Origin of the sequence: Streptomyces sp. NPDC092045 (assembly GCF_044756005.1) — a bacterium.
Classification (GTDB): domain Bacteria; phylum Actinomycetota; class Actinomycetes; order Streptomycetales; family Streptomycetaceae; genus Streptomyces.
Genome location: NZ_JBIVSC010000008.1, coordinates 21998 through 42648, shown reverse-complemented (window position 1 = coordinate 42648; position 20651 = coordinate 21998). Strand labels below are relative to the sequence as shown.

At 73.4% G+C, this 20651-nt stretch carries 17 protein-coding genes and 1 tRNA gene; 6 read left to right on the top strand and 12 right to left on the bottom strand.

The genetic code is table 11. The annotated features are described in order from the left end of the window. The first annotated feature begins 184 nt into the window (after nt 1-184). Nucleotides 185-985 carry a LuxR C-terminal-related transcriptional regulator gene (locus ACIQKA_RS20500; protein ID WP_383433056.1) on the top strand — a complete coding sequence of 267 codons (801 nt, stop codon included), beginning with the start codon at nt 185-187 and terminating at the stop codon, nt 983-985. Here the strand turns inward: ACIQKA_RS20500 and ACIQKA_RS20495 are convergent. Continuing rightward, complete coding sequence (locus tag ACIQKA_RS20495; protein WP_383152397.1) at nt 944-1441, bottom strand: MarR family winged helix-turn-helix transcriptional regulator; 498 nt, start codon at nt 1439-1441, stop codon at nt 944-946. The genes ACIQKA_RS20500 and ACIQKA_RS20495 overlap by 42 nt on opposite strands. A 163-nt stretch (nt 1442-1604) precedes the next feature. Here ACIQKA_RS20495 and ACIQKA_RS20490 point away from each other — a divergent pair, with 163 nt between their 5' ends. Next, entirely contained in the window at nt 1605-2438 is an 834-nt protein-coding gene (locus ACIQKA_RS20490; RefSeq protein WP_402541853.1) for a trans-aconitate 2-methyltransferase, read from the top strand. A 58-nt stretch (nt 2439-2496) separates the two neighbouring features. Here the strand turns inward: ACIQKA_RS20490 and ACIQKA_RS20485 are convergent, their stop codons facing one another. From ACIQKA_RS20485 to ACIQKA_RS20475, 3 genes are all read right to left on the bottom strand, one after another. After that, nucleotides 2497-4191: an FG-GAP-like repeat-containing protein gene (locus ACIQKA_RS20485; RefSeq protein ID WP_391095834.1), complete on the bottom strand. Its 1695-nt coding sequence runs from the start codon at nt 4189-4191 to the stop codon at nt 2497-2499. Nucleotides 4192-4493: 302 nt separating this feature from the next. Then, nucleotides 4494-5183, bottom strand: a complete 690-nt coding sequence (locus ACIQKA_RS20480; protein ID WP_383152407.1) for a TetR/AcrR family transcriptional regulator — start codon at nt 5181-5183, stop codon at nt 4494-4496. Beyond that, nucleotides 5183-6175: an acyl-CoA desaturase gene (locus ACIQKA_RS20475; RefSeq protein ID WP_383433052.1), complete on the bottom strand. Its 993-nt coding sequence runs from the start codon at nt 6173-6175 to the stop codon at nt 5183-5185. The genes ACIQKA_RS20480 and ACIQKA_RS20475 overlap by 1 nt, the downstream gene beginning before the upstream one ends. Before the next feature lie 252 nt (nt 6176-6427). Between ACIQKA_RS20475 and ppc the strand changes: the two genes are divergently transcribed. Then, nucleotides 6428-9169, top strand: a complete 2742-nt coding sequence (gene ppc / locus ACIQKA_RS20470; protein ID WP_383152393.1) for a phosphoenolpyruvate carboxylase — start codon at nt 6428-6430, stop codon at nt 9167-9169. A 170-nt stretch (nt 9170-9339) separates the two neighbouring features. On the opposite strand, the gene ACIQKA_RS20465 is transcribed toward ppc, so the two are convergent. From ACIQKA_RS20465 to ACIQKA_RS20440, 6 genes are all read right to left on the bottom strand, one after another. Beyond that, complete coding sequence (locus tag ACIQKA_RS20465; protein WP_383152392.1) at nt 9340-9780, bottom strand: hypothetical protein; 441 nt, start codon at nt 9778-9780, stop codon at nt 9340-9342. Between the two features lie 55 nt (nt 9781-9835). After that, on the bottom strand, nt 9836-10432 hold the full coding sequence (gene pth / locus ACIQKA_RS20460; RefSeq protein WP_383152391.1) for an aminoacyl-tRNA hydrolase: 597 nt from the start codon (nt 10430-10432) through the stop codon (nt 9836-9838). A 113-nt stretch (nt 10433-10545) separates the two neighbouring features. Beyond that, a complete protein-coding gene (locus ACIQKA_RS20455; RefSeq protein ID WP_383433068.1) occupies nt 10546-11166 on the bottom strand; it encodes a 50S ribosomal protein L25/general stress protein Ctc in 621 nt (206 codons plus the stop codon). 239 nt (nt 11167-11405) lie between these two features. Continuing rightward, nucleotides 11406-12380 (bottom strand): ribose-phosphate diphosphokinase, encoded by a 975-nt coding sequence (locus tag ACIQKA_RS20450; protein ID WP_030216703.1) that lies wholly within the window; start codon nt 12378-12380, stop codon nt 11406-11408. Between the two features lie 120 nt (nt 12381-12500). After that, nucleotides 12501-13949: a bifunctional UDP-N-acetylglucosamine diphosphorylase/glucosamine-1-phosphate N-acetyltransferase GlmU gene (gene glmU / locus ACIQKA_RS20445; RefSeq protein ID WP_402541849.1), complete on the bottom strand. Its 1449-nt coding sequence runs from the start codon at nt 13947-13949 to the stop codon at nt 12501-12503. Nucleotides 13950-14058: 109 nt separating this feature from the next. Further along, nucleotides 14059-14130 (bottom strand) — tRNA-Gln (locus tag ACIQKA_RS20440). 179 nt (nt 14131-14309) lie between these two features. Between ACIQKA_RS20440 and ACIQKA_RS20435 the strand changes: the two genes are divergently transcribed. Next, nucleotides 14310-15644 (top strand): sensor histidine kinase, encoded by a 1335-nt coding sequence (locus ACIQKA_RS20435; RefSeq protein WP_383152389.1) that lies wholly within the window; start codon nt 14310-14312, stop codon nt 15642-15644. 55 nt (nt 15645-15699) lie between these two features. Here ACIQKA_RS20435 and ACIQKA_RS20430 read toward each other — a convergent pair whose 3' ends face one another. Next, nucleotides 15700-16188: an SUKH-3 domain-containing protein gene (locus tag ACIQKA_RS20430; RefSeq protein WP_383152388.1), complete on the bottom strand. Its 489-nt coding sequence runs from the start codon at nt 16186-16188 to the stop codon at nt 15700-15702. A gap of 10 nt (nt 16189-16198) precedes the next feature. Beyond that, nucleotides 16199-16711, bottom strand: coding sequence for a YwqJ-related putative deaminase (locus tag ACIQKA_RS20425; protein ID WP_383152387.1), 513 nt, complete (start codon nt 16709-16711; stop codon nt 16199-16201). Nucleotides 16712-16980: 269 nt separating this feature from the next. Between ACIQKA_RS20425 and ACIQKA_RS20420 the strand changes: the two genes are divergently transcribed. After that, nucleotides 16981-17979 (top strand): SMI1/KNR4 family protein, encoded by a 999-nt coding sequence (locus ACIQKA_RS20420; RefSeq protein ID WP_366377068.1) that lies wholly within the window; start codon nt 16981-16983, stop codon nt 17977-17979. A gap of 7 nt (nt 17980-17986) precedes the next feature. Continuing rightward, complete coding sequence (locus ACIQKA_RS20415; RefSeq protein ID WP_402541845.1) at nt 17987-20620, top strand: SUKH-4 family immunity protein; 2634 nt, start codon at nt 17987-17989, stop codon at nt 20618-20620. Nucleotides 20621-20651 lie beyond the last annotated feature (31 nt).

Here is a 20651-nt window from a genome sequence, read left to right as displayed (position 1 = left end):
CCCCCGCCGTGACGCCCCGCCCCTACCCTGAGGGGCGGTGCCGGCGGGAGCCGGCGCCGCCCGGGGGACGGGACCCGCCGGGTACGGCGCCGTGAGCGGGGTATCCGTCCACGCACGGCGGCGGCCGTGTCCCACGACGTACCCGCCCCGGCGCCGTTGCCCGCGCCGGTCCGTTCCTCGACGCATGGGGGTGTCCGTGGCACGTATCCGGGTCCTGGTGGTGGACGACCACCGGATCTTCGCCGAGTCGCTGGCCGCCGCCCTCGCGGCGGAGCCGGACGTCGACGTCGCCGCGGCGGGCAGCGGTCCGGCCGCCCTGCGCTGTCTGGAGCGGGGCGCGGCGGAGGGGCGCAGGTTCGACGTGCTGCTCGTCGACGCCGAGCTGGGCGCGGGCCCGCCCGGGGCGGCCGTGGCCCGCGCGGTGCCCGACGACGCGGAGGGCGCGGTGGACGGGATCTCCCTGGTGGCCGGGGTGCGCCGGATCCAGCCGGCCGTCCGGACCGTGGTCCTCGCGGAGCGGGACGACCCGCACCGGGCCGCGCTCGCCCTCCAGTCCGGGGCGTCGGGCTGGGTCGCGAAGGACTGCTCGCTCCAGCGGCTGCTCGCGGTGGTCCGGGGGGTGCTCCGGGACGAGACGCACCTGCCGCCGGCCCTGCTGACGGGCGTCCTGCGGGAGCTGACGGCGGCCCGCAAGCACCGCACGGACAGCGAGCGGCTGGTGGAGTCGCTGACCCCGCGCGAGCGGGAGGTGCTGCGCTGCATGGTGGCGGGCCTGGGCCGCAAGGCGGTCGCCGAGCGCCTCTTCCTGTCCCCGCACACCGTCCGCACCCACATGCAGAACGTGCTGGGGAAGCTGGGCGTGCACTCGACCCTGGCGGCGGTGGCCCTGGCCCGCCGCGCGGGCGTGGGGCCCGCGGAGCCGCTGCCGGCGGCGGCGGCCGTCCTAGCCGGGGACGTTGTCGAACGGGGCGGTCAGCCGGCGTAGCAGGGCGGCCAGTTCGGTGCGCTGGGCGCCGGAGAGCCGGGCCAGGATGGCGCGCTCCTGGGCGAGGAGCCCGGCGAGCGCCTCGTCGGCGCGGTCGCGGCCCTCGGGGGTGAGCCGGACGAGGACCCCGCGGCGGTCGCTGGGGTCGGGGAGCCGTTCGACGAGGCCCTTCTTGGCGAGCCGGTCGATGCGGTTGGTCATGGTCCCGGAGGTGACCAGGGTCTGGGTGAGGAGCTGGCCGGGGGAGAGCTGGTAGGGCGCTCCGGCGCGGCGCAGCGAGGTGAGGACGTCGAACTCCCAGGGCTCCAGCTGGTGCTCGGAGAAGGCGAGGCGACGGGCGCGGTCGAGGTGCCGGGCGAGCCGCGAGACGCGGCTGAGCACCTCGAGCGGTTCCACGTCGAGGTCGGGGCGCTCGCGGCGCCATGCTGCGACCAGTCGGTCGACCTCGTCCTCCATGACGATCAGTGTAGAGGGTCTGTTGACATAAAGTCTCTTCAGGTGAAGTTTCTTTAGATAAAGATTCTTGACATCAAGATATAGTTCGTCGAACTATGGGGAAGGGACCCGGCCGGAACACCGTTCCGCTTCGGTCATTCGTTCCAGCAAGGGGGCTTCGAACATGCATTCCGTGGAATCCGCCGCGCCCACGTGGGATCCGCAGCAGTACCTCCGCCACTCCGGACACCGCGCCCGGCCCTTCCTCGACCTGCTCGCCCGAATACCGCACCTGCCGGCCCAGGACCGGCCCGCCCGCATCGCCGACCTCGGCTGCGGCCCCGGCAACGTGACGGCCCTCCTCGCCGACCGGTGGGCCGACGCGCACATCACCGGGTTCGACCTCTCGGCCGAGATGCTGGAACGGGCCGACAAGGACTGGGCGGGGACCACCGGGGGAGGGGGCTGGATCGACTTCCGGCCCGCCGACGCCGCCCACTGGACCCCGGACGAGCCCTACGACCTGGTCGTCTCCAACGCGGCCCTCCAGTGGGTCCCCAACCACCCCGAGTCCTTCCCCCGCTGGATCGACGGACTGCGCCCCGGCGGCACCTTCGCCTTCCAGGTCCCCGGCAACTTCGTCTCGCCCAGCCACGCCCTGCTCGGCGAACTCTGCGACGCCCCCGAGTGGCGCGACCGCCTCGGCGACCAGGGGCGCCGCTTCGTCCACGTCCTCGGCACCGCCGACTACCTCGACCGCCTCGTCGGCCTCGGCTGCGAGACGGACGTCTGGGAGACCACGTACTGCCAGCTCCTCCAGGGCGAGGACCCCGTCCTCGACTGGGTGAAGGGCACCGCGCTGCGGCCCGTCCTCACCGCCCTGGGCGACGACCGGGAGGCGGTCGACGCCTTCCTCGGCCAGTACCGCGCCCTCCTGCGCGAGGCCTACCCGCCCGGCCCGCACGGCACGGTCTTCCCGTTCCGGCGCGTCTTCGCCGTCGCCCGCAAACCGGTCTGAACGCGCGGGCGCCCCGCACCGGACGTACCGGTGCGGGGCGCCCGTGGCCGGGGGCCGGTCACGACATCGAGTTGTAGATCCCGAAGCCGGTGCCGATCCCGGCGCGCTGCGAGAACTTGTTCGGCGCGGTGTTCAGGTAGGAGAACAGCTCTCCGTTGGCGGCCACGCCCAGGAGGTCGCCCTTGCCGTCGGCGTTCAGGTCGCCGGGGGCGACGATCCCGCTGTAGATGTGCCAGCCGGAGCCGATCTTCACCCGGCCCTTGAACGGGGCCGTGGCGCTTCCGGTGCCCGCGTACAGGTACAGGTCGCCGCCCGAGGTGCGGGCCACGACGTCCGCGCGGCCGTCGCCGGTGTAGTCGCCCGCACCGACGATCTTGTTGTACGCGTTCCAGCCGCCGCCGAGGTTGATCCGCGACGCGAAGCCGGTGCCCCAGCCGTTGCCCCGGTACAGGTAGAGGACGCCGGACTTGTCCCGGGCCAGCAGGTCGCCGTTGCCGTCGCCCGACAGGTCGCCCGGGCCCACGAGCGCGTTGTACACGCCCCAGCCGCCGCCGATGTATTCGCCCTCGACGTAGAGGTTGCCCTGGAAGAGCTCCGCGATGTCCGACGAGCCGTCATGGTTCAGCGTGGACAGGTACGTGAAGTTGGCGCCCGCCCAGCCGCCCTTGTCGCCGTACTGGGCGCGGTCGCCGAGCCGGCCGGTGTTGGTGGGGCCGTACCAGAACATCGTGCCGGACTTGTCCCGGGCCATCAGGCCGTCCTTGTCGCCGGTCACGGGGATGTTGCCCGCGCCGCCGAACTGCGGGATGCCCTGCCAGTTGGAGCCGATCTTCTGGCGGGCCGAGAAGGTGCCGTTGCCCCGGCCGGTGTAGTACCAGAAGTTGCCCTGGAGGTCGCGGGCGATCATCTCGCCGTTGCCGTCTCCGTTGTCGTCGCCGACCGGGAAGATCTGGTTGTAGATGTCCCAGCCGCCGCCGAGGGCCTTGCGGGTGGCGAACGGCGACGCCTTGTCGCCCTTGCCGGCGTAGAACCACAGGGTTCCGGCGGGGTCGCGGGCGATCACGTCGGCCCAGCCGTCGCCGTTGTTGTCGCCGATGCCGAGGACCTGGTCGTAGATGTTCCAGCCGGCGCCGATCTTCACGCGCGAGGAGAACGGCGCGTAGCGGTTGCCGGTGGCGTAGTACAGGTACAGGTTGCCGGCGTGGTCGCGGGCGAGCAGGTCGGCGCGGCCGTCGTCGTTCACGTCGCCCGGCGCGAGGACCTTGTTGTAGATGTTCCAGCCGCCGCCCTCCCAGGTGTACGAGGCGTAGGTGGGAGTGGCGTCCGCGTACAGGGTCAGGGTGCCCCGCGCCGAGAGCGTCAGGACCTCGGGGCCGCTGACGTCCCCGTCCTGGTTGCCGATCGGGACGACGTCCTTGACGGGCTCGGAGGCCTCCCCGAGGAAGAGCCCGCCGGTGCCCGCGGCCGTGGCGGTGTAGAGGTTCCCGTTCCAGGAGCGGAAGATCAGGTCGCCCGCCCCGTCGCCGTCGAAGTCCGACAGCTGCGGAGAGGCGCCGACACCGGCGGTCGCGGTGCCCGCGCGGTCCGCGCCGGACGTCTGCCGCTTCAGGGTCGGCGGGGTGAAGTCGGGTGCCGGCTTCTCGGCGACCGGACGGGGCGCGGGCCCGTCGGCCGACGCCGGGGTCGCGAGCAGCATGCCCGCGGAGAGGACGAGAGCGGTGCAGGCCGCGAGGCGCGCACGCGTGGAGTACACAGGACGCAAGAGATCCCCCCCAGGGATCAGATGACAGAGGACCGGGCGCGGGGCTCAGCGGCACGCCCGCACGCGGAAGACGCGTACGGGAGGCGAGCACCTTCCCGGTTGCGGCAGGAGCATATCCCGCCGGTACGACAAGTCATCAATGAATATGACCGGCAATCAGTGGCCCTCCCGATTGCCGGGCCCGGACCTTCCCGCGCTCCCCGATCGCCGGGCCCGGACCTTCCCGCGCCCCCCGATCGCCGGGCCGGGGCCTTCCCGCCCCCGCGGCCCCGGGCCCCGCCGGCCCCTCCCGGTCAGCTCTTCCGGTGGCCTATCAGCCGCGGCTTCTGCTCAAGGCCGTCCAGGCCGTGCCACGCCAGGTTCACCAGGTGCGCGGCGACCTCCGCCTTCCTCGGACGGCGCACGTCCAGCCACCACTGCCCCGTCAGGGCCACGCTTCCCACCAGCGCCTGCGCGTACAGCGGCGCCAGCTTCGGGTCGAACCCCCGCGCCTTGAACTCCAGGCCCAGGATGTCCTCCACCTGCGTGGCGATGTCGCTGATCAGCGACGCGAACGTGCCCGTCGACTGCGCCACCGGCGAATCCCGCACGAGGATCCGGAAGCCGTCCGTGTAGTTCTCGATGTAGTCGAGCAGCGCGAACGCCGCCTGCTCCAGGAGCTCCCGCGGATGCCCCGCCGTCAGCGCCCCCGTCACCCCGTCCAGGAGCTGGCGCATCTCCCGGTCCACCACGACCGCGTACAGCCCCTCCTTGCCCCCGAAGTGCTCGTACACCACCGGCTTGGAGACCCCGGCCTTCGCCGCGATCTCCTCCACCGACGTGCCCTCGAAGCCCTTCGCGGCGAACAGCGTGCGGCCGATGTCGAGCAGCTGCTCCCGGCGCTCCGCGCCCGTCATCCGCACCCGGCGCCCGCGCCGGGGCTTCTGCTCTCCGCCGCTGCCGCCACTGCCGCCGGTCCTGCCCTCGATCGCCACGTCTTCCATCATGCCGCGTCTGCGGACACGCTCTGGCGGCGGGCTTCGATGCGGGACTTCGCCGGCCAGCGCACGTCGTACGCCCAGCCCGCCCTCTCGAACCAGCGGATCAGCCGCGCGCTGGAGTCGATCTGCCCGCGCAGCACCCCGTGCCGCGCCGACGTCGGGTCCGCGTGGTGCAGGTTGTGCCACGACTCGCCGCAGGAGAGCACCGCCAGCCACCACACGTTGCCCGAGCGGTCGCGCGACTTGAACGGACGCTTGCCCACCGCGTGGCAGATCGAGTTGATCGACCACGTCACGTGGTGCAGCAGCGCCACCCGCACCAGCGAGCCCCAGAGGAACGCCGTGAACGCGCCCCACCACGACCACGTCACCAGACCGCCCACCAACGGCGGGATCGCCAGCGACACGACCGTCCACAGCACGAACTGGCGCGAGATCGCCCGGAGCGCCGGATCCCTGATCAGATCGGGGGCGTACTTGTGCTGCGGCGTCCGCTCCTCGTCGAACATCCAGCCGATGTGCGCCCACCACAGGCCCTTCATCAGCGCCGGGACCGTCTCGCCGAACCGCCACGGCGAGTGCGGGTCGCCCTCCGCGTCCGAGAACTTGTGGTGCTTGCGGTGGTCCGCCACCCAGCGCACCAGCGGGCCCTCCACCGCCAGCGACCCCATGATCGCCAGCGCGATCCGCAGCGGCCGCTTCGCCTTGAACGAGCCGTGCGTGAAGTACCGGTGGAAACCGATCGTGATCCCGTGGCACCCGATGAAGTACATCGCCACCAGCAGACCGAGGTCCAGCCAGCTCACCCCCCGGCCCCACGCCAGCGGCACCGCCGCGAGGACCGCCAGGAAGGGCACCACGATGAACAGCGTCAGGGCGAGCTGCTCCACCGTCCCCTTCCTGTCGCCGCCCAGCGTGGCGAAGGGCAGGGCCCCGGCGCCGTCCGGATCGTCCGGTGCCTGGGGCGCCGAGGTCATCTCGGGGCTCATGGTCATGGGTCTCCCTGGGGGGTGAGGGCAGAAGGGGTGACGCGCGCGGAAACGCGCACGTGAACACGCCCGTGGCTACGGCTCCGTAACCTACGGTGTCGTAAGTATGGCAGCGTCGTGGCGCGCGGCAAGAGGGCACGAGAGGGGCCCGGCCGCCACCGGAGGGACGGCCACCTATCCTTGGTGCGTCGGACAGCGCGGTCCGCAAGCCTCCAGAACACCTCCAGACGTGCTCAAACACTGCAAGGAGCCGCACCTGTGAGCAGTGCCGACCAGACCCCCACCGCCAGCGCCGAGCTGCGCGCCGACATCCGCCGACTGGGCGACCTCCTGGGCGAGACCCTCGTCCGGCAGGAGGGCCACGAACTCCTCGACCTCGTCGAGCGCGTCCGCGGCCTCACCCGCGAGGACGGCGAGGCCGCCGCCGAGCTGCTCCGCGGCGTCGAACTCGAAACGGCCGCCAAGCTCGTGCGCGCCTTCTCCACCTACTTCCACCTCGCGAACGTCACCGAGCAGGTCCACCGCGGCCGCGAGCTCCGCGAGAAGCGCGCCGCCGAGGGCGGCCTCCTCGCCCGCACCGTCGACATGCTCAAGGACGGCGACCCCGAGCACGTCCGCGAGACCGTCAAGAACCTCAACGTGCGCCCCGTCTTCACCGCGCACCCCACCGAGGCCGCCCGCCGTTCCGTCCTCAACAAGCTGCGCCGGATCGCCGCCCTCCTGGAGACGCCGATCGCCCAGGCCGACCGGCGCCGCACCGACCTGCGCCTGGCCGAGAACATCGACCTCATCTGGCAGACCGACGAGCTCCGGGTGGTCCGCCCCGAGCCCGCCGACGAGGCCCGCAACGCCATCTACTACCTCGACGAGCTGCACGCCGGCGCCGTCGGCGACGTCCTGGAGGACCTCGCCGCCGAGCTGGAGCGCGCCGGCATCGAGCTGCCCGCCGGCACCCGCCCGCTCACCTTCGGCACCTGGATCGGCGGCGACCGCGACGGCAACCCCAACGTCACCCCCCAGGTCACCCGCGACATCCTGATCCTCCAGCACGAGCACGGCATCACCGACGCCCTCGAACTGGTCGACTTCCTGCGCGGACTGCTCTCCAACTCCATCCGCTACACCGGAGCCACCCCGGAGCTCCTGGAGTCCCTCGGGCGCGACCTGGAGCTCCTCCCCGAGATCAGCCCCCGCTACAAGCGCCTCAACGCCGAGGAGCCGTACCGCCTCAAGGCCACCTGCGTCCGGCAGAAGCTCGTCAACACCCGCGAGCGCCTCGCCACCGGCACCGCCCACCAGGAGGGCCGCGACTACCTCGGCACCGCCGAGCTGATCGACGACCTCGCCCTCATCCAGACCTCGCTGCGCGAGCACCGCGGCGCCCTCTTCGCCGACGGGCGCATGGACCGGGTCATCCGCACCCTCTCCGCCTTCGGCCTCCAGCTCGCCACCATGGACGTCCGCGAGCACGCCGAGGCCCACCACCACGCCCTCGGCCAGCTCTTCGACCGCCTCGGCGAGGAGTCCTGGCGGTACGCGGACATGCCCCGCGACTACCGGCAGAAGCTGCTCGCCAAGGAGCTGCGCTCGCGCCGCCCGCTCGCCCCCACCCCGGCCCCGCTCGACGCCGCCGGACAGAAGACCCTCGGCGTCTTCCACACGATCAAGGACGCCTTCGAGCGCTTCGGCCCCGAGGTCATCGAGTCATACATCATCTCGATGTGCCAGGGCGCCGACGACGTCTTCGCCGCCGCCGTCCTCGCCCGCGAGGCCGGCCTCGTCGACCTGCACGCCGGCTGGGCCAAGATCGGCATCGTGCCGCTCCTGGAGACCACCGACGAGCTCAAGGCCGCCGACGTCATCCTCAACGACATGCTGGCCGACCCCTCCTACCGGCGCCTCGTCTCGCTCCGCGGCGACGTCCAGGAGGTCATGCTCGGCTACTCCGACTCCTCCAAGTTCGGCGGCATCACCACCTCCCAGTGGGAGATCCACCGCGCCCAGCGGCGCCTGCGCGACGTCGCCCACCGCTACGGCGTCCGCCTGCGCCTCTTCCACGGCCGCGGCGGCACCGTCGGCCGCGGCGGCGGCCCCTCGCACGACGCGATCCTCGCCCAGCCCTGGGGCACCCTGGAGGGCGAGATCAAGGTGACCGAGCAGGGCGAGGTCATCTCCGACAAGTACCTCATCCCGTCCCTGGCGCGGGAGAACCTCGAACTGACCGTCGCCGCCACCCTCCAGGCCTCCGCCCTGCACACCGCGCCGCGCCAGTCCGACGAGGCCCTCGCCCGCTGGGACGCGGCCATGGACACCGTCTCCGACGCCGCCCACACCGCCTACCGCAAGCTCGTCGAGGACCCCGGCCTGCCGGCGTACTTCCTCGCCTCCACCCCCGTCGACCAGCTCGCCGACCTGCACCTGGGCTCGCGGCCCTCGCGCCGCCCCGGCTCCGGCGTCTCCCTCGACGGACTGCGCGCCATCCCGTGGGTCTTCGGCTGGACCCAGTCCCGCCAGATCGTCCCCGGCTGGTTCGGCGTCGGCTCCGGCCTCAAGGCCCTGCGCGAGGCGGCCTCGCAGCAGGAGGGCGCCCCCGTCCTCGCCGAGATGTACGAGCACTGGCACTTCTTCCGCAACTTCCTCTCCAACGTGGAGATGACGCTCGCGAAGACGGACCTGCGCATCGCCCGCCACTACGTCGACACCCTCGTGCCCGACGACCTCAAGCACGTCTTCGAGGCCATCCGGGCCGAGCACGAGCTGACCGTCTCCGAGGTCCTCAAGGTCACCGGCGGCGAGAAGCTCCTCGACTCCAACCCGGTCCTCCAGCAGACCTTCGCCATCCGCGACGCCTACCTGGACCCGATCTCCTACCTCCAGGTCGCCCTCCTCGCCCGCCAGCGCGCGGCCGTCGAGCGCGACGAGGAGCCGGACCCGCTCCTCGCCCGGGCCCTGCTCCTCACCGTCAACGGCGTGGCGGCGGGCCTGCGCAACACCGGCTGACCCCCGAACCGACACGACGAAGCCCCCGCCGGGACCTCTCCCGACGGGGGCTTCCCCGTGCGCGCGGAGCCGGACGTACGGACCGGAGCACGAGGGCGTGCGGCTCGGGGTACGAAGACGTGCGGGCCGGAGTGCGAGGACGTGCGGCTCGGAGTACGAAGACGTGCGGCTCAGAGCGCGAAGAACGCCGCCACCAGCAGCGCCCCGCCGAGCCCCGCGAGCGACCACGCCGCCCGGGGCAGCCGCAGCCAGCCGACCAGCGGCGCCGCGAGCAGCAGCGCGCCGCCCAGCGGCAGCCAGGCGTGCAGCCCGCCGCCCCAGCCCGCCCGCACGGCCTCGTCCGTGCCCGGCTTCACCACCACCGGGATCGTCACGCCCGGCTCCGCCGCCACCGAACGCCCTATCGTCAGCGAGCGGCGCGCCGCACCGGGCTCCCCGGGAACGTAGCGCCCGCCGCACGTCTCCTCGCCGCAGGACGTCACGGTCAGGGTGCCGTGCTCGCGCCCCTTGCCCAGCAGCACGTGCTGGGCCGAGGCCCACGAGGCCCAGACGCCCGCGACGACGAGGAGCAGGGCGACCAGGGCCAGGGCGGCGTTACGGACGTGCGTCATGACCCGCGATCGTACAGTCGTACGTCCGTATGGCCGTACGCCCGTATGACCGGACTCAGGAGTTGTACGCGGACTGGGCCCGCTCCAGGCCCTCGGCCACCAGGCACTCCACCGCGTCCGCCGCCCGGTCCACGAACCAGTCCAGATCCTTGCGCTCCGCCGACGAGAAGTCCTTCAGGACGAAGTCCGCGACCTGCATCCGGCCCGGCGGGCGCCCGATCCCGCACCGCACCCGGTGGTAGTCGGCGCCCATCGCCTTCGTCATCGACTTCAGGCCGTTGTGCCCGTTGTCGCCGCCGCCCAGCTTCAGCCGCAACACCCCGTAGTCGACGTCCAGTTCGTCGTGGACCGCCACCACGTGCGCCGTCGGCACCTTGTAGAAGTCGCGCAGCGCCGTCACCGGGCCGCCCGACAGGTTCATGTACGACATCGGCTTCGCCAGGACCACCCGGCGGCTCGAAGGTCCGGGCGGGCCCATCCGGCCCTCCACCACCTGCGCCTGCGTCTTCTGGGCCCGCTTGAACGAGCCGCGGATCCGCTCCGCGAGCAGGTCCACAACCATGAAGCCGATGTTGTGGCGGTTCGCCGCGTACTCGGGCCCCGGGTTGCCGAGGCCGACGATCAGCCAGGGGGCGTCGGCGTCGTCCGTCATGTGCGTCAGGTCTCCTCGTGTCCGTGGGCCGTCGTGTCCGTACCCGTACAAGGGAAACGGGGTGACGGGCCGTGCGGCCCGGTCACCCCGTCACATCAGGCAGAGCCTACGGCTCAGGCCTCGTCGCCCTCGGCGGCGGCCTCGACGGCCTCGCCCTCGGCGGCCTCGTCGCCCTCGGCGGCCGGCTCCTCGGCCTGGGCGGCCAGGACCTGGAGGACGACGGCGTCGGCGTCGGTCACCAGGGTGGTGCCCTTGGGGAGCTCGATGTCCTTGGCGAGGACGGAGGCGCCGGCCTCCAGGCCCTCGACGGAGACCGAGAAGGACTCGGGCAGGTGGGTGGCCTCGGCCTCGACGGAGAGGGTGTTCAGCACGTGCTCCAGCAGGTTGCCACCGGCGGCCAGCTCGCCCTCGGCCTGGACCGGAACCTCGACGGTGACCTTCTCGCCGCGCTTCACGAGGATCAGGTCGACGTGCTCCAGGAAGCCCTTCAGCGGGTCGCGCTGCACGGCCTTCGGGATCGCCAGCTCCTGGCCCTTGCCCTCGATGTCGAGGGAGAGCAGGACGTTCGGCGTGCGCAGGGCGAGCAGCAGCTCGTGGCCCGGGAGGGTCAGGTGGACCGGGTCCGTGCCGTGGCCGTAGAGGACGACGGGGACCTGGTTGGCGCGGCGGATCTTGCGGGCGGCGCCCTTGCCGAACTCCGAACGGACGGAGGCGGCGATCTTGACCTCGGACATGGTGCACTCCTCGTAGAAGGTGACGGAAGACGTGGTCACCCGGCCACGACTGGCGATGGCCTGCTACGAAGAGCGCGTCGATAACGGACCGCCGTGACCCTCAACGGGCACGGCCTCCCTCGCCGAGCAACTTCGGCAGTCTACCCGCCGCCCCCGAACCGCCCAAATGGATCAGCCGGAGCACGGCGAAGGGCCGCCTCCCCACCGGGAAACGGCCCTCCCCACTCCTGCTCGGAGGCTCAGTGCTCCTCGAAGAGGCTCGTCACCGAACCGTCCTCGAACACCTCGCGCACCGCGCGCGCGATCGTCGGCGCGATCGAGAGCACCGTGATCTTGTCCAGCTCCAGGGCGCCCGGAACCGGCAGCGTGTCCGTGAACACGAACTCGCTGACCTTCGAGTTCTTCAGGCGGTCGGCCGCCGGACCCGACAGGATGCCGTGCGTCGCCGTCACGATGACGTCCTCGGCGCCGTGCGCGAACAGGGCGTCCGCCGCCGCGCAGATCGTGCCGCCCGTGTCGACCATGTCGTCCACCAGCACGCAGACGCGGCCCTTCACGTCACCGACGACCTCGTGCACGGTGACCTGGTTGGCGACGTCCTTGTCGCGCCGCTTGTGCACGATCGCGAGGGGGGCGTCCAGACGGTCGCACCAGCGGTCGGCGACCCGCACGCGGCCCGCGTCCGGGGAGACGATCGTCAGCTTGGAGCGGTCGACCTTCGCGCCCACGTAGTCCGCGAGGACCGGCAGCGCCGACAGGTGGTCCACCGGGCCGTCGAAGAAGCCCTGGATCTGGTCCGTGTGCAGGTCCACGGTCAGGATCCGGTGCGCGCCCGCCGTCTTCAGCAGGTCCGCCACCAGACGCGCCGAGATCGGCTCGCGGCCGCGGTGCTTCTTGTCCTGACGGGCGTAGCCGTACGACGGGATGATCACGGTGATGCTGCGGGCCGAGGCCCGCTTCAGCGCATCGATCATGATCAGCTGCTCCATGATCCACTTGTTGATCGGAGCCGTGTGGCTCTGGATCAGGAAGCAGTCCGCACCACGGGCCGACTCCTGGAAGCGGACGTAGATCTCACCGTTGGCGAAGTCGAACGCCTTGGTGGGAACGAGGCCGACGCCCAGCTGGTGCGCGACCTCCTCGGCCAGCTCGGGGTGGGCGCGGCCGGAGAAGAGCATCAGCTTCTTCTCGCCGGTCGTCTTGATCCCGGTCACAGCACTGTCTCCTCAGACGTGTTCTCTGGCCGCGATCCGCGCTCCCGTGCGCGTGAGCGAAACCAGCCGAATTTGTGTGCACGTATCACGGTACGCCGAGTTCGGCGTACCTGTTTCCGGTCAGCTTTCGCCGGCGGAACCCTCCGGGGCGCCCTGGGCGGCCTGCGCGGCGGCGCTTCCGGGCCGCTTCCGGGCCACCCAGCCCTCGATATTCCGCTGCTGGCCCCGGGCCACGGCCAGGGCGCCGGCCGGCACGTCCTTCGTGATCACGGACCCGGCGGCCGTGTAGGCGCCGTCCCCGATCGTGACGGGAGCCACAAACATGTTGTCCGAGCCGGTCTTGCAGTGGGAACCGATCGTGGTGTGGTGCTTCGCCTCGCCGTCGTAGTTCACGAAGACGCTCGCCGCGCCGATGTTCGTGTACTCGCCGATCGTCGCGTCGCCCACGTACGACAGGTGGGGGACCTTGGTGCCCTCGCCGATCGTCGCGTTCTTCATCTCGACGTACGTGCCCGCCTTGGCCTTCGGGCCGAGGTTCGTGCCCGGGCGCAGGTACGCGTACGGGCCCACGGAGGCGCCCGCGCCGACCGCGGCCGAGTCCGCCACCGTGTTGTCCACCCGGGCGCCCGCGCCGACGGTGGTGTCCTTCAGGCGCGTGTTCGGGCCGACCACGGCGTCCTCCCCGACGTGCGTGGCGCCGAGGAGCTGCGTGCCGGGCAGGAGCACCGCGTCCTGCTCGAAGGTCACCGTCACGTCCACGAACACCGACCCGGGGTCGACGACGGTCACGCCGGCGAGCATGGCGCGCTCCAGGAGGCGCCGGTTCAGCAGGCCGCGGGCCTCGGCGAGCTGCACCCGGTTGTTGATGCCGAGGATCTCGCGGTGGTCGGCGGCCACGGAGGCGCCGACCCGGTGCCCGGCCTCGCGCAGGATCGACAGCACGTCGGTGAGGTACTCCTCGCCCTGGCTGTTGTCGGTCCGCACCCGGCCCAGGGCCTCGGCGAGCAGCTTCCCGTCGAACGCGAAGACGCCGGAGTTGATCTCCTTGATCGCGCGCTGCTCGTCGGAGGCGTCCTTGTGCTCGACGATCTCGGTCACGGCGCCGGTCGCCGCGTCCCGCACGATCCGCCCGTAACCGGTGGAGTCGGGGACCTCGGCGCTCAGCACGGTGACGGCGTTGCCGTCGGCCGCGTGGGTGTCCGTCAGGGCGCGCAGGGTCTCGCCGGAGAGCAGCGGGGTGTCGCCGCAGACGACCACGACGGTCCCTCCGGGCGCCTCGCCCAGCTCCTCCAGGGCCGTGCGCACCGCGTGCCCGGTGCCGTTCTGCTCCTCCTGGACGGCGGTGCGGGTGCCCGCGTAGTGCTCCTCCAGGTGCCCCCGCACCTGCTCCCGGGCGTGCCCGACGACCACGACGAGGTGCTCGGGCTCCAGCTCCCGCGCGGCGGACACGACGTGCCCGACGAGCGAGCGTCCGGCGATCTCGTGCAGGACCTTGGGGGTCTTCGACTTCATGCGGGTGCCCTCACCCGCTGCGAGGACGACGACGGCTGCCGGGCGATTGGTGCTCACGGGGATGCCCTTCGGCTTTGGGTGGTGGACGCACGAAGGATACCGGGGGGTCGGGGGGCGGACATGAGCGCGGGTCCCGACCGTGGAGGTCGGGACCCGCGACGCACAGCTCCCCCGCCAGGACTCGAACCCGGACATAGGGCACCAAAAGCCCCAGTGCTGCCAATTACACCACAGGGGATGGTGTATGGGGTTTAAACGGACATGTCGTCCGTCCCGTGCCCCGGCGGCTCCTACTATGCCGTACCAGGCCCCTTCCGTGCGACGGTACGGCGCCGCGCTCCCGGGGATCCGGATCACGGGACGGCCGGGTCGCCGTTGCGGGACTCCGCGTCGCGGCCCGCCCGTAGGGTGGTGGGCATGACCGTAACGGGGGCAGATCGGGACGCCGCTGGCGTCGGGGGCCGGTGGTGGGGGAGACGGCGGAGTGCCGTCCTCGACGTGGGGCTCGCGGTCGTGTCCGCGCTGGAGTGCGGGCTCGAAGGCGTCGACTTCGCGGAGAGGGCCGCGCTGCCCGTGCCCCTCGGGGTGGTGTTCGGGCTGCTCGTCGGCTCCGTGCTCGTGGTGCGCCGCCGCTGGCCCATCGCCGTCGTCCTCGTGTCGATCGCCGTCGCGCCCGCCGAGATGGGCTTCCTGATGGGGATCGTCGGGCTCTACACGCTCGCCGCCTCCGACGTGCCGCGCCGGATCACCGCCGTCCTGGCCGGGATGTCCACGACGGCCGTGTTCGTCGTGACGGTGTTCTCGCTGCGGCAGGACATCGCCCGCGCCGAGCTGGAGACGAGCAGCTGGTACGTGCCCGGCATGGCGCTCCTCCTGACCCTCGGGCTCAACGCGCCGCCCCTCCTCCTCGGCCTCTACATAGGGGCCCGCCGCCGGCTCATGGAGAGCCTGCGGGAGCGGGCCGACAGCCTGGAGCAGGAGCTGTCGCTCCTCGCCGACCGGGCCGAGCAGCGGGCCCAGTGGGCCCGGCAGGAGGAACGGACCCGGATCGCCCGCGAGATGCACGACGTCGTCGCGCACCGGGTGTCCCTGATGGTCGTGCACGCCGCCGCGCTCCAGGCGGTGGCCCTGAAGGACCCGCAGAAGGCCGTGAAGAACGCCGCCCTCGTCGGCGACATGGGCCGACAGGCGCTGACCGAGCTGCGGGAGATGCTCGGCGTGCTCAGGGAGGGCACCGTGCCCGCCGCCCCCGCGCCGGTGCCGCTGGCCGCCGTCGGGCGGGCCGCCGCCGCGGCCGCCGAGGCCGCCGCCGACGACGGGCCGTGCCTGGACGCCCTGGAGGCGCTGTGCGAGCAGTCGCGGCTCGCGGGGGCGGTCGTGGAGTTCGTGGTGACGGGGGAGGTGCGCGCGTACCCGCCGGAGCTGGAGCGCACGGCGTACCGCGTGGTGCAGGAGGCCCTGACCAACGTCCACAAGCACGCGGCGGGCGCCGAGGTCGTGGTGCGGCTGGCGCACCGCGCGGCGGAGGTCGCGATGCAGGTGGAGAACGGCCCGTGCCCCTCGGACGCGGGCGGCGCCGACGTCGGTCTGCCGAGCGGGGGCAACGGGCTCGTCGGGATGCGGGAGCGGGTCTCCCGGCTGGGCGGCGCGTTCGTGTCCGGTCCGACGGACGCGGGCGGCTTCAGGGTGTCGGCGGTGCTGCCGGTGCGGGAGCGGGAGGCCGGGGCGGAGCGGGCGGTGGAGGCGGTGTGAGCCGGGCGGGGCCGGCCTCTTCCGGCCCCGTGCGCCCGCTGCCCGCCCGTACGGCCTACCCCGCCGTCAGCCGCGTCGGCTGCGCCCCCGTCACCAGGGCCGAGAGCGCCGCGTCGATGTCCTGGCCGAGGTACCAGTCGCCCGCGTGGTCGAGGCTGTAGACGCGGCCCTCCGCGTCCATCGCCAGGACCGCCCGGTGGTCGCCCTCCTCCCCGAGCGGCGCGAGTTCGGTGTCCAGGGCGCGGCCGAGGTCCGCGAGGGTGCGGGAGAGGTGGAGGCCGGCGAGCGGGTCGAAGCGGACGGCGGCGGGGGCTATCTGCCGGCCGTGTCCGGGCGCGGTGATCCGCAGGCCGCCGAACTCCGCCCAGGCCTCGACGACGGCGGGGAAGACGCTGTGCCGGTGGCCGGCGGGGGAGACGTGGGCGCGCAGGGCGTCGGCCCACTCCTCGGCGAGCTTGATGTCCCAGCGGCCGGGCTGCCAGCCGGCCTCGCGGAGGGCGGCGTCGACGTTGACCGGGAAGCGGGTGGTGCTGTGGTCGGGCATGGAGATGCGGTCAGCCGTTCTCGACAGGCGTGGTGGGGTCGACGGCGCGGACGCCGAAGTGGGCGAGCATCGCCGTGCAGGAGCGGCAGGGCGGCGCGTAGCTCCCGTGCAGCGGGTCGCCGTCCTCGCGGATGTGCCGCGCGGTGAGCTTGGCGTGCTTGAGGGAGCGGCGGGCCTCGCCGTGGGTGAGCGGCTTGCGCTGGGCGCGCCGGGAGCGTCCGCCCTCGGCGGCGGCGAGGTGCCGGGAGAGCAGGATCGCCTCGGGACACCGCCCGGTGAACCGTTCCCGCTGGCCGCTGGTGAGGGTGTCCAGGAAGTCCTGGACGAGCGGGTGCAGGGCGGGCGGACGGTCGCCGCGGCCCGCGGTGCCGGTGAGGGTCTCGCCGCGCACGGAGAGGGCGGCCCCGACGGTGGGGAGGATTCCGTCGCGGCGGTGACGCAGTAAGGGGGCGCGGCCGGCCTCGGCGCTGCTGCTCCAGTTGAGGCGTGGGTCACCCTGTGTGGGCGTCGTTGCTGCGTGCATGGTGCTGGTCTTCCCCTCCTGCAATCCCCCCGAGTTGCGGGGACAGCCTGCCAAATGGGGAGGCACATGGGGAAGCTGGGGCGCCGAAACGTGCTTTCGGTGTGTCGGAATCATGGTGCCTCTGTCATGGGGCCGTGACGTTTGGTCACCGCCGGATCGGGCCGGTTCGGCCTCTTGTGGCAGCGCATAGGCTGTGCGGCATCAGTCGGCGGCAGTCAGCGGTCCGGCTGTCGGTAGCAGTCAGCGACGCCATGCAGGGGGCAACCGCCATGACGACAGGTCGGCTCGGGCAGGACACCGCGCCACCGAACGCGGCCTACGCCGGGCAGGTCGTGCACTTCCCGGATCCGGTCCGTGCTTCCCGGCACCCCAGGGGTGTGCGGGTGGACGGGCGCGGCTACCCGGACTTCTCGCCGTACGCGCGCGCGGCGGCGGAGATCGCGGATCCGCCGGAGGGCTTCGGCGTCGACGAGCTGCGGCTCACGGACTACGTGTCGGCGAACGCGGCGATGGCCGCGACCGGGCACGAGCTGTGGGACACGATCCCGGCGGTGGCGACGCCGCACGGCTGGACCTGGCACCACGTGGCGCACAGCCGCCGGATGGAGCTGGTGCCGGTCGAGGTGAAGGCGCTGCTGCGGCACCACGGCGGGGTGGCGACGGCCGCCGTCGACCACGCGAAGCGGGGCACGCGCCCGCTCCAGGAGACGCGTCCGGCGCACTTCGGGCTGCCGAAGGGCGGGGTGTCGGTGTCGGAGCAGCAGCTCCAGGGCGTCGAGGAGGACCTGGGCTACCGGCTTCCGGGGGCGTACCGCTCGTTCCTGAGGGCGGCGGGCGGGTGCGCCCCGGTGGGGGCGGCGCTCGACGCGGAGCTGGGGCTCCTGGTGGACCAGCCGTTCTTCACGGTGCGGGAGGAGGCCGGGGTCAACGACCTGGTGTACGTGAACAAGTGCCTCCGCGACCACCTGACGAAGGACTACCTGGGCGTCGCGTTCGTGCAGGGCGGTCTGATCGCCCTGAAGGTGCGGGGCGGCGGGGTCGGTTCGGTGTGGTTCTGCGCGTACGACGACGCGCGGGACGCGGGCGAGGTCGCGGCGGGCTGGTCGGTGAACGAGCGGGTGGAGCGGTTGCTGCTGCCGTGCGGCGCGGACTTCGACGCGTTCCTCCAGCGTCTGGCGGGCAATCCGCCGGAGCTGGAGACGGTGGCGAACCTGATGGTGGACGGCGGCTTCGCGCGCGCCGTGCCCGTGGTCCCGGTGGGGGAGTGAGCTGGCTGTGGTGACGTTCGCGCAGGCGCAGGAGCGCGCCGAGGAGTGGATCAACGGCGATCTGCCGGGCTACCAGCACCGCGAGGTGCGGGTGCGGGAGTTCGAGCTGGGGTTCGTGGTGTGGGCGGAGGACCGCGAGGGCGGTCCGACGTCGGACGGCGGGCGCCAGCGGCTCGTGATCGCGCGGGACAGCGGTGAGGCGACGCTGTGGCCGGGGCTGCCGGTGGGCGAGGTGATCCGGCGGTACGAGGAGGAGTACGGGTCCGCGGAGGAGGTGCCGCCCCAGGCGGCGGTGCCGGCGGCCCGGATCGATCTGAACCAGACGTCGTTCCTGCTGACTCCGCCGGAGTGGTTGCAGGACGCGGCGGACAAGGCCGGGCTGCCGAGGGAGGAGTCGCACGCCTCGCAGGAGAGCGCGAGCGCGGCGGGTCCGGTGGACGACGCGTCGGACGTGGTGGGCGGGGCGGGCGGGACGGGTCCGGTGCCGTCCTCCTCGGCGTCCTCGGCGTCCTCGTCCTCTTCCGGGTCCTCGGGCTCCTTCGCCTCCCCGGCGTCGTCCTCCTCTCCTTCCTCTCCCTCTTCTTCCGTGTCCTCGGAGTCGTCGGCCGGTGCCTCGTCCCCGGCGGACTCCCCGTCGGCGGCCTCCCCGGCGCCCGGGACGTCCACGGCTTCCGGTTCCGGGGCCCCCGCGTCGGGGACTCCCGCGCCCGGGACCCCCGCGTCCGGGACCCCCGCGTCCGGGACTCCTGCGCCCGGAACTCCCGCGTCCGGCGCCGCTTCCGACGACGCCCACGAGCCGACCGCGATGGACGGCGTTCCGGCGTCCGCGCCCGTGGTCCCGGCGGCACCGCCGGCCCCCGCGCCCGCGGGCAGCCCGTGGGTGGACGCGAACGCGAGCTCCGGCGGTGCGGACGGGGCGGTGCCGCTGCCCGCCACCGTCTTCGCGCCGCCGCTGACGGGGACGGACGACGAGGACGCCCCGCCGCCGGTGGTGGGCGCCGACGCGCCGACCGCCCTGATGAAGGGCGGCAGCGCGCTGCCCCCGACCGCCGTGGCGCCCCGGCTCGACCCGGCCGCGCCGCCCCCGCCGGGCGCCGGCCCGGCGACCCCGCCCGGTCCGGCCGCCCCGCCGCTTCCGCCGCCCGGCCCCTCGGGCGCCGGGGACATCGCGGACGCCACGACGAGCAAGGCCACGGCGCCGCCGAAGGGCGGTCGCGGTCCGGCCGGTCCGCCGCCCCCGCCGGGCGTCCCGGGCACGCCGGGCGCGTCGTCGGGCGGCAACGCGTACATCCCGACGCAGCTGGTGTCGCAGCTCGGGCCCGACGGGCCCCCGCCGCCCGCGCAGCCGGGTCCGCCCGGTCCGCCGCCCGCCCCGCCGGGGCCGGTGACGCCGCCGCAGCCCGTGCACCACGCGGCGACGATGCTGGCGCAGCCCGGTCCGGCCGGTCCGGGCGTGCCTCCGCCGCCCCCGCCGCCGCCGGGCGTGCCCGGCACGCCTCCGGGCGGTGTCGCGCACGCCGCGACGATGCTGGCGCACCCGGGGCCCGGCGGTCCGGCCGGTCCGCCGCCCCCGCCCGCTCCGGCGCCGCCGGTGCACGGCGGGCACACGCCGCCGCCCGTGCCCGGTCCCGTACCTCCCGCGTACGGGTATCCGCAGCAGCCGCCGGGGCAGCCGACGGTCGGTCCCGGCTACCAGGCGGTGCTGCGCTACCGGGCGCCCGACGGTTCCGAGGCGCAGATCATCCGGCGTTCGGCGCCGGGCACCCCGCATCCGGAGTGGCAGATCCTGCACGAGCTGCGCGCGATGAACGTGCCGCCGCAGCAGGTGCTCGAACTGCACACGGAGCTGGAGTCCTGCGAGCTGCCGGGCGGTTACTGCGCGCGGATGATCCGGGAGACGTGGCCGCAGGCGCGGATCACCAGCATCGCCCCGTACGGTCGCGACCACGCGGGCCGGCAGCAGGGCATGCGCCAACTGATCACCCACCAGGGCGAGTTGCACCAGGTCGCGGACGGCCCGGCGCGGCCCGCCCCGGTGCGGGCGCCGCTGCCGCCGGTGCAGCCGGCGCCGCCGGTCCCGCCGGAGGCGATCGCGCAGGAGCTGGCCGGGGCGTTCGGTCCGGGCATCCTCCGCTTCGACCAGCGGGCGGTGTCGCGGCAGGGCGTGCCGGAGCTGGTGGCGCGCACGCTGGTGTGGGCGGGGCTGCCGGCGGACTTCGGTCCGTTCTTCTGGGCGCAGCCCGCGGTGCCGGTGGTGCCGACGCTGGCGGAGCTGGCGGCGCAGCGGCAGGTGCAGGCGGCGCCGGACGCGAGCTCGTACCTGGTGGTCGGCTCGGACTTCGGGCGGGCGCTGTGCGTCCAGTACGGGACCGCGCACATCGTGGCGGTGCCGGTGGAGGCCGGTCCGGGCGGGCAGCCGGTGCCGCCGCAGTTCGTGAACACCGGGCTGCCGGAGTTCACGCGCTCGATGGCGCTGCTCGGCCGGATGTGGCGGCTGCGGTTCGGGCTGAACCCGGAGCAGGCGGGCCGCTGGACGGTGGACTTCCAGGCGCAGCTGGCGATGCTGGACCCGGCGGCGCTGGCGTCGCCGGAGAACTGGTGGTCGGTGCTCCTGGAGCAGATGTGGGACGGCCTGCTCTGATCCTTCCCGGTCCACGGCCGGACGGAATGTG

What these genes read in the sequence shown, in the direction of transcription:
- ACIQKA_RS20500 (WP_383433056.1), top strand. Translation starts at nt 185, where the DNA reads ATGGGGGTGTCCGTGGCACGTATCCGGGTCCTGGTGGTGGACGACCAC.
- ACIQKA_RS20495 (WP_383152397.1), bottom strand. Translation starts at nt 1,441, where the DNA reads ATGGAGGACGAGGTCGACCGACTGGTCGCAGCATGGCGCCGCGAGCGC.
- ACIQKA_RS20490 (WP_402541853.1), top strand. Translation starts at nt 1,605, where the DNA reads ATGCATTCCGTGGAATCCGCCGCGCCCACGTGGGATCCGCAGCAGTAC.
- ACIQKA_RS20480 (WP_383152407.1), bottom strand. Translation starts at nt 5,183, where the DNA reads ATGGAAGACGTGGCGATCGAGGGCAGGACCGGCGGCAGTGGCGGCAGC.
- ACIQKA_RS20475 (WP_383433052.1), bottom strand. Translation starts at nt 6,175, where the DNA reads ATGACCATGAGCCCCGAGATGACCTCGGCGCCCCAGGCACCGGACGAT.
- ACIQKA_RS20465 (WP_383152392.1), bottom strand. Translation starts at nt 9,780, where the DNA reads ATGACGCACGTCCGTAACGCCGCCCTGGCCCTGGTCGCCCTGCTCCTC.
- pth (WP_383152391.1), bottom strand. Translation starts at nt 10,432, where the DNA reads ATGACGGACGACGCCGACGCCCCCTGGCTGATCGTCGGCCTCGGCAAC.
- ACIQKA_RS20455 (WP_383433068.1), bottom strand. Translation starts at nt 11,166, where the DNA reads ATGTCCGAGGTCAAGATCGCCGCCTCCGTCCGTTCGGAGTTCGGCAAG.
- ACIQKA_RS20435 (WP_383152389.1), top strand. Translation starts at nt 14,310, where the DNA reads ATGACCGTAACGGGGGCAGATCGGGACGCCGCTGGCGTCGGGGGCCGG.
- ACIQKA_RS20430 (WP_383152388.1), bottom strand. Translation starts at nt 16,188, where the DNA reads ATGCCCGACCACAGCACCACCCGCTTCCCGGTCAACGTCGACGCCGCC.
- ACIQKA_RS20425 (WP_383152387.1), bottom strand. Translation starts at nt 16,711, where the DNA reads ATGCACGCAGCAACGACGCCCACACAGGGTGACCCACGCCTCAACTGG.
- ACIQKA_RS20420 (WP_366377068.1), top strand. Translation starts at nt 16,981, where the DNA reads ATGACGACAGGTCGGCTCGGGCAGGACACCGCGCCACCGAACGCGGCC.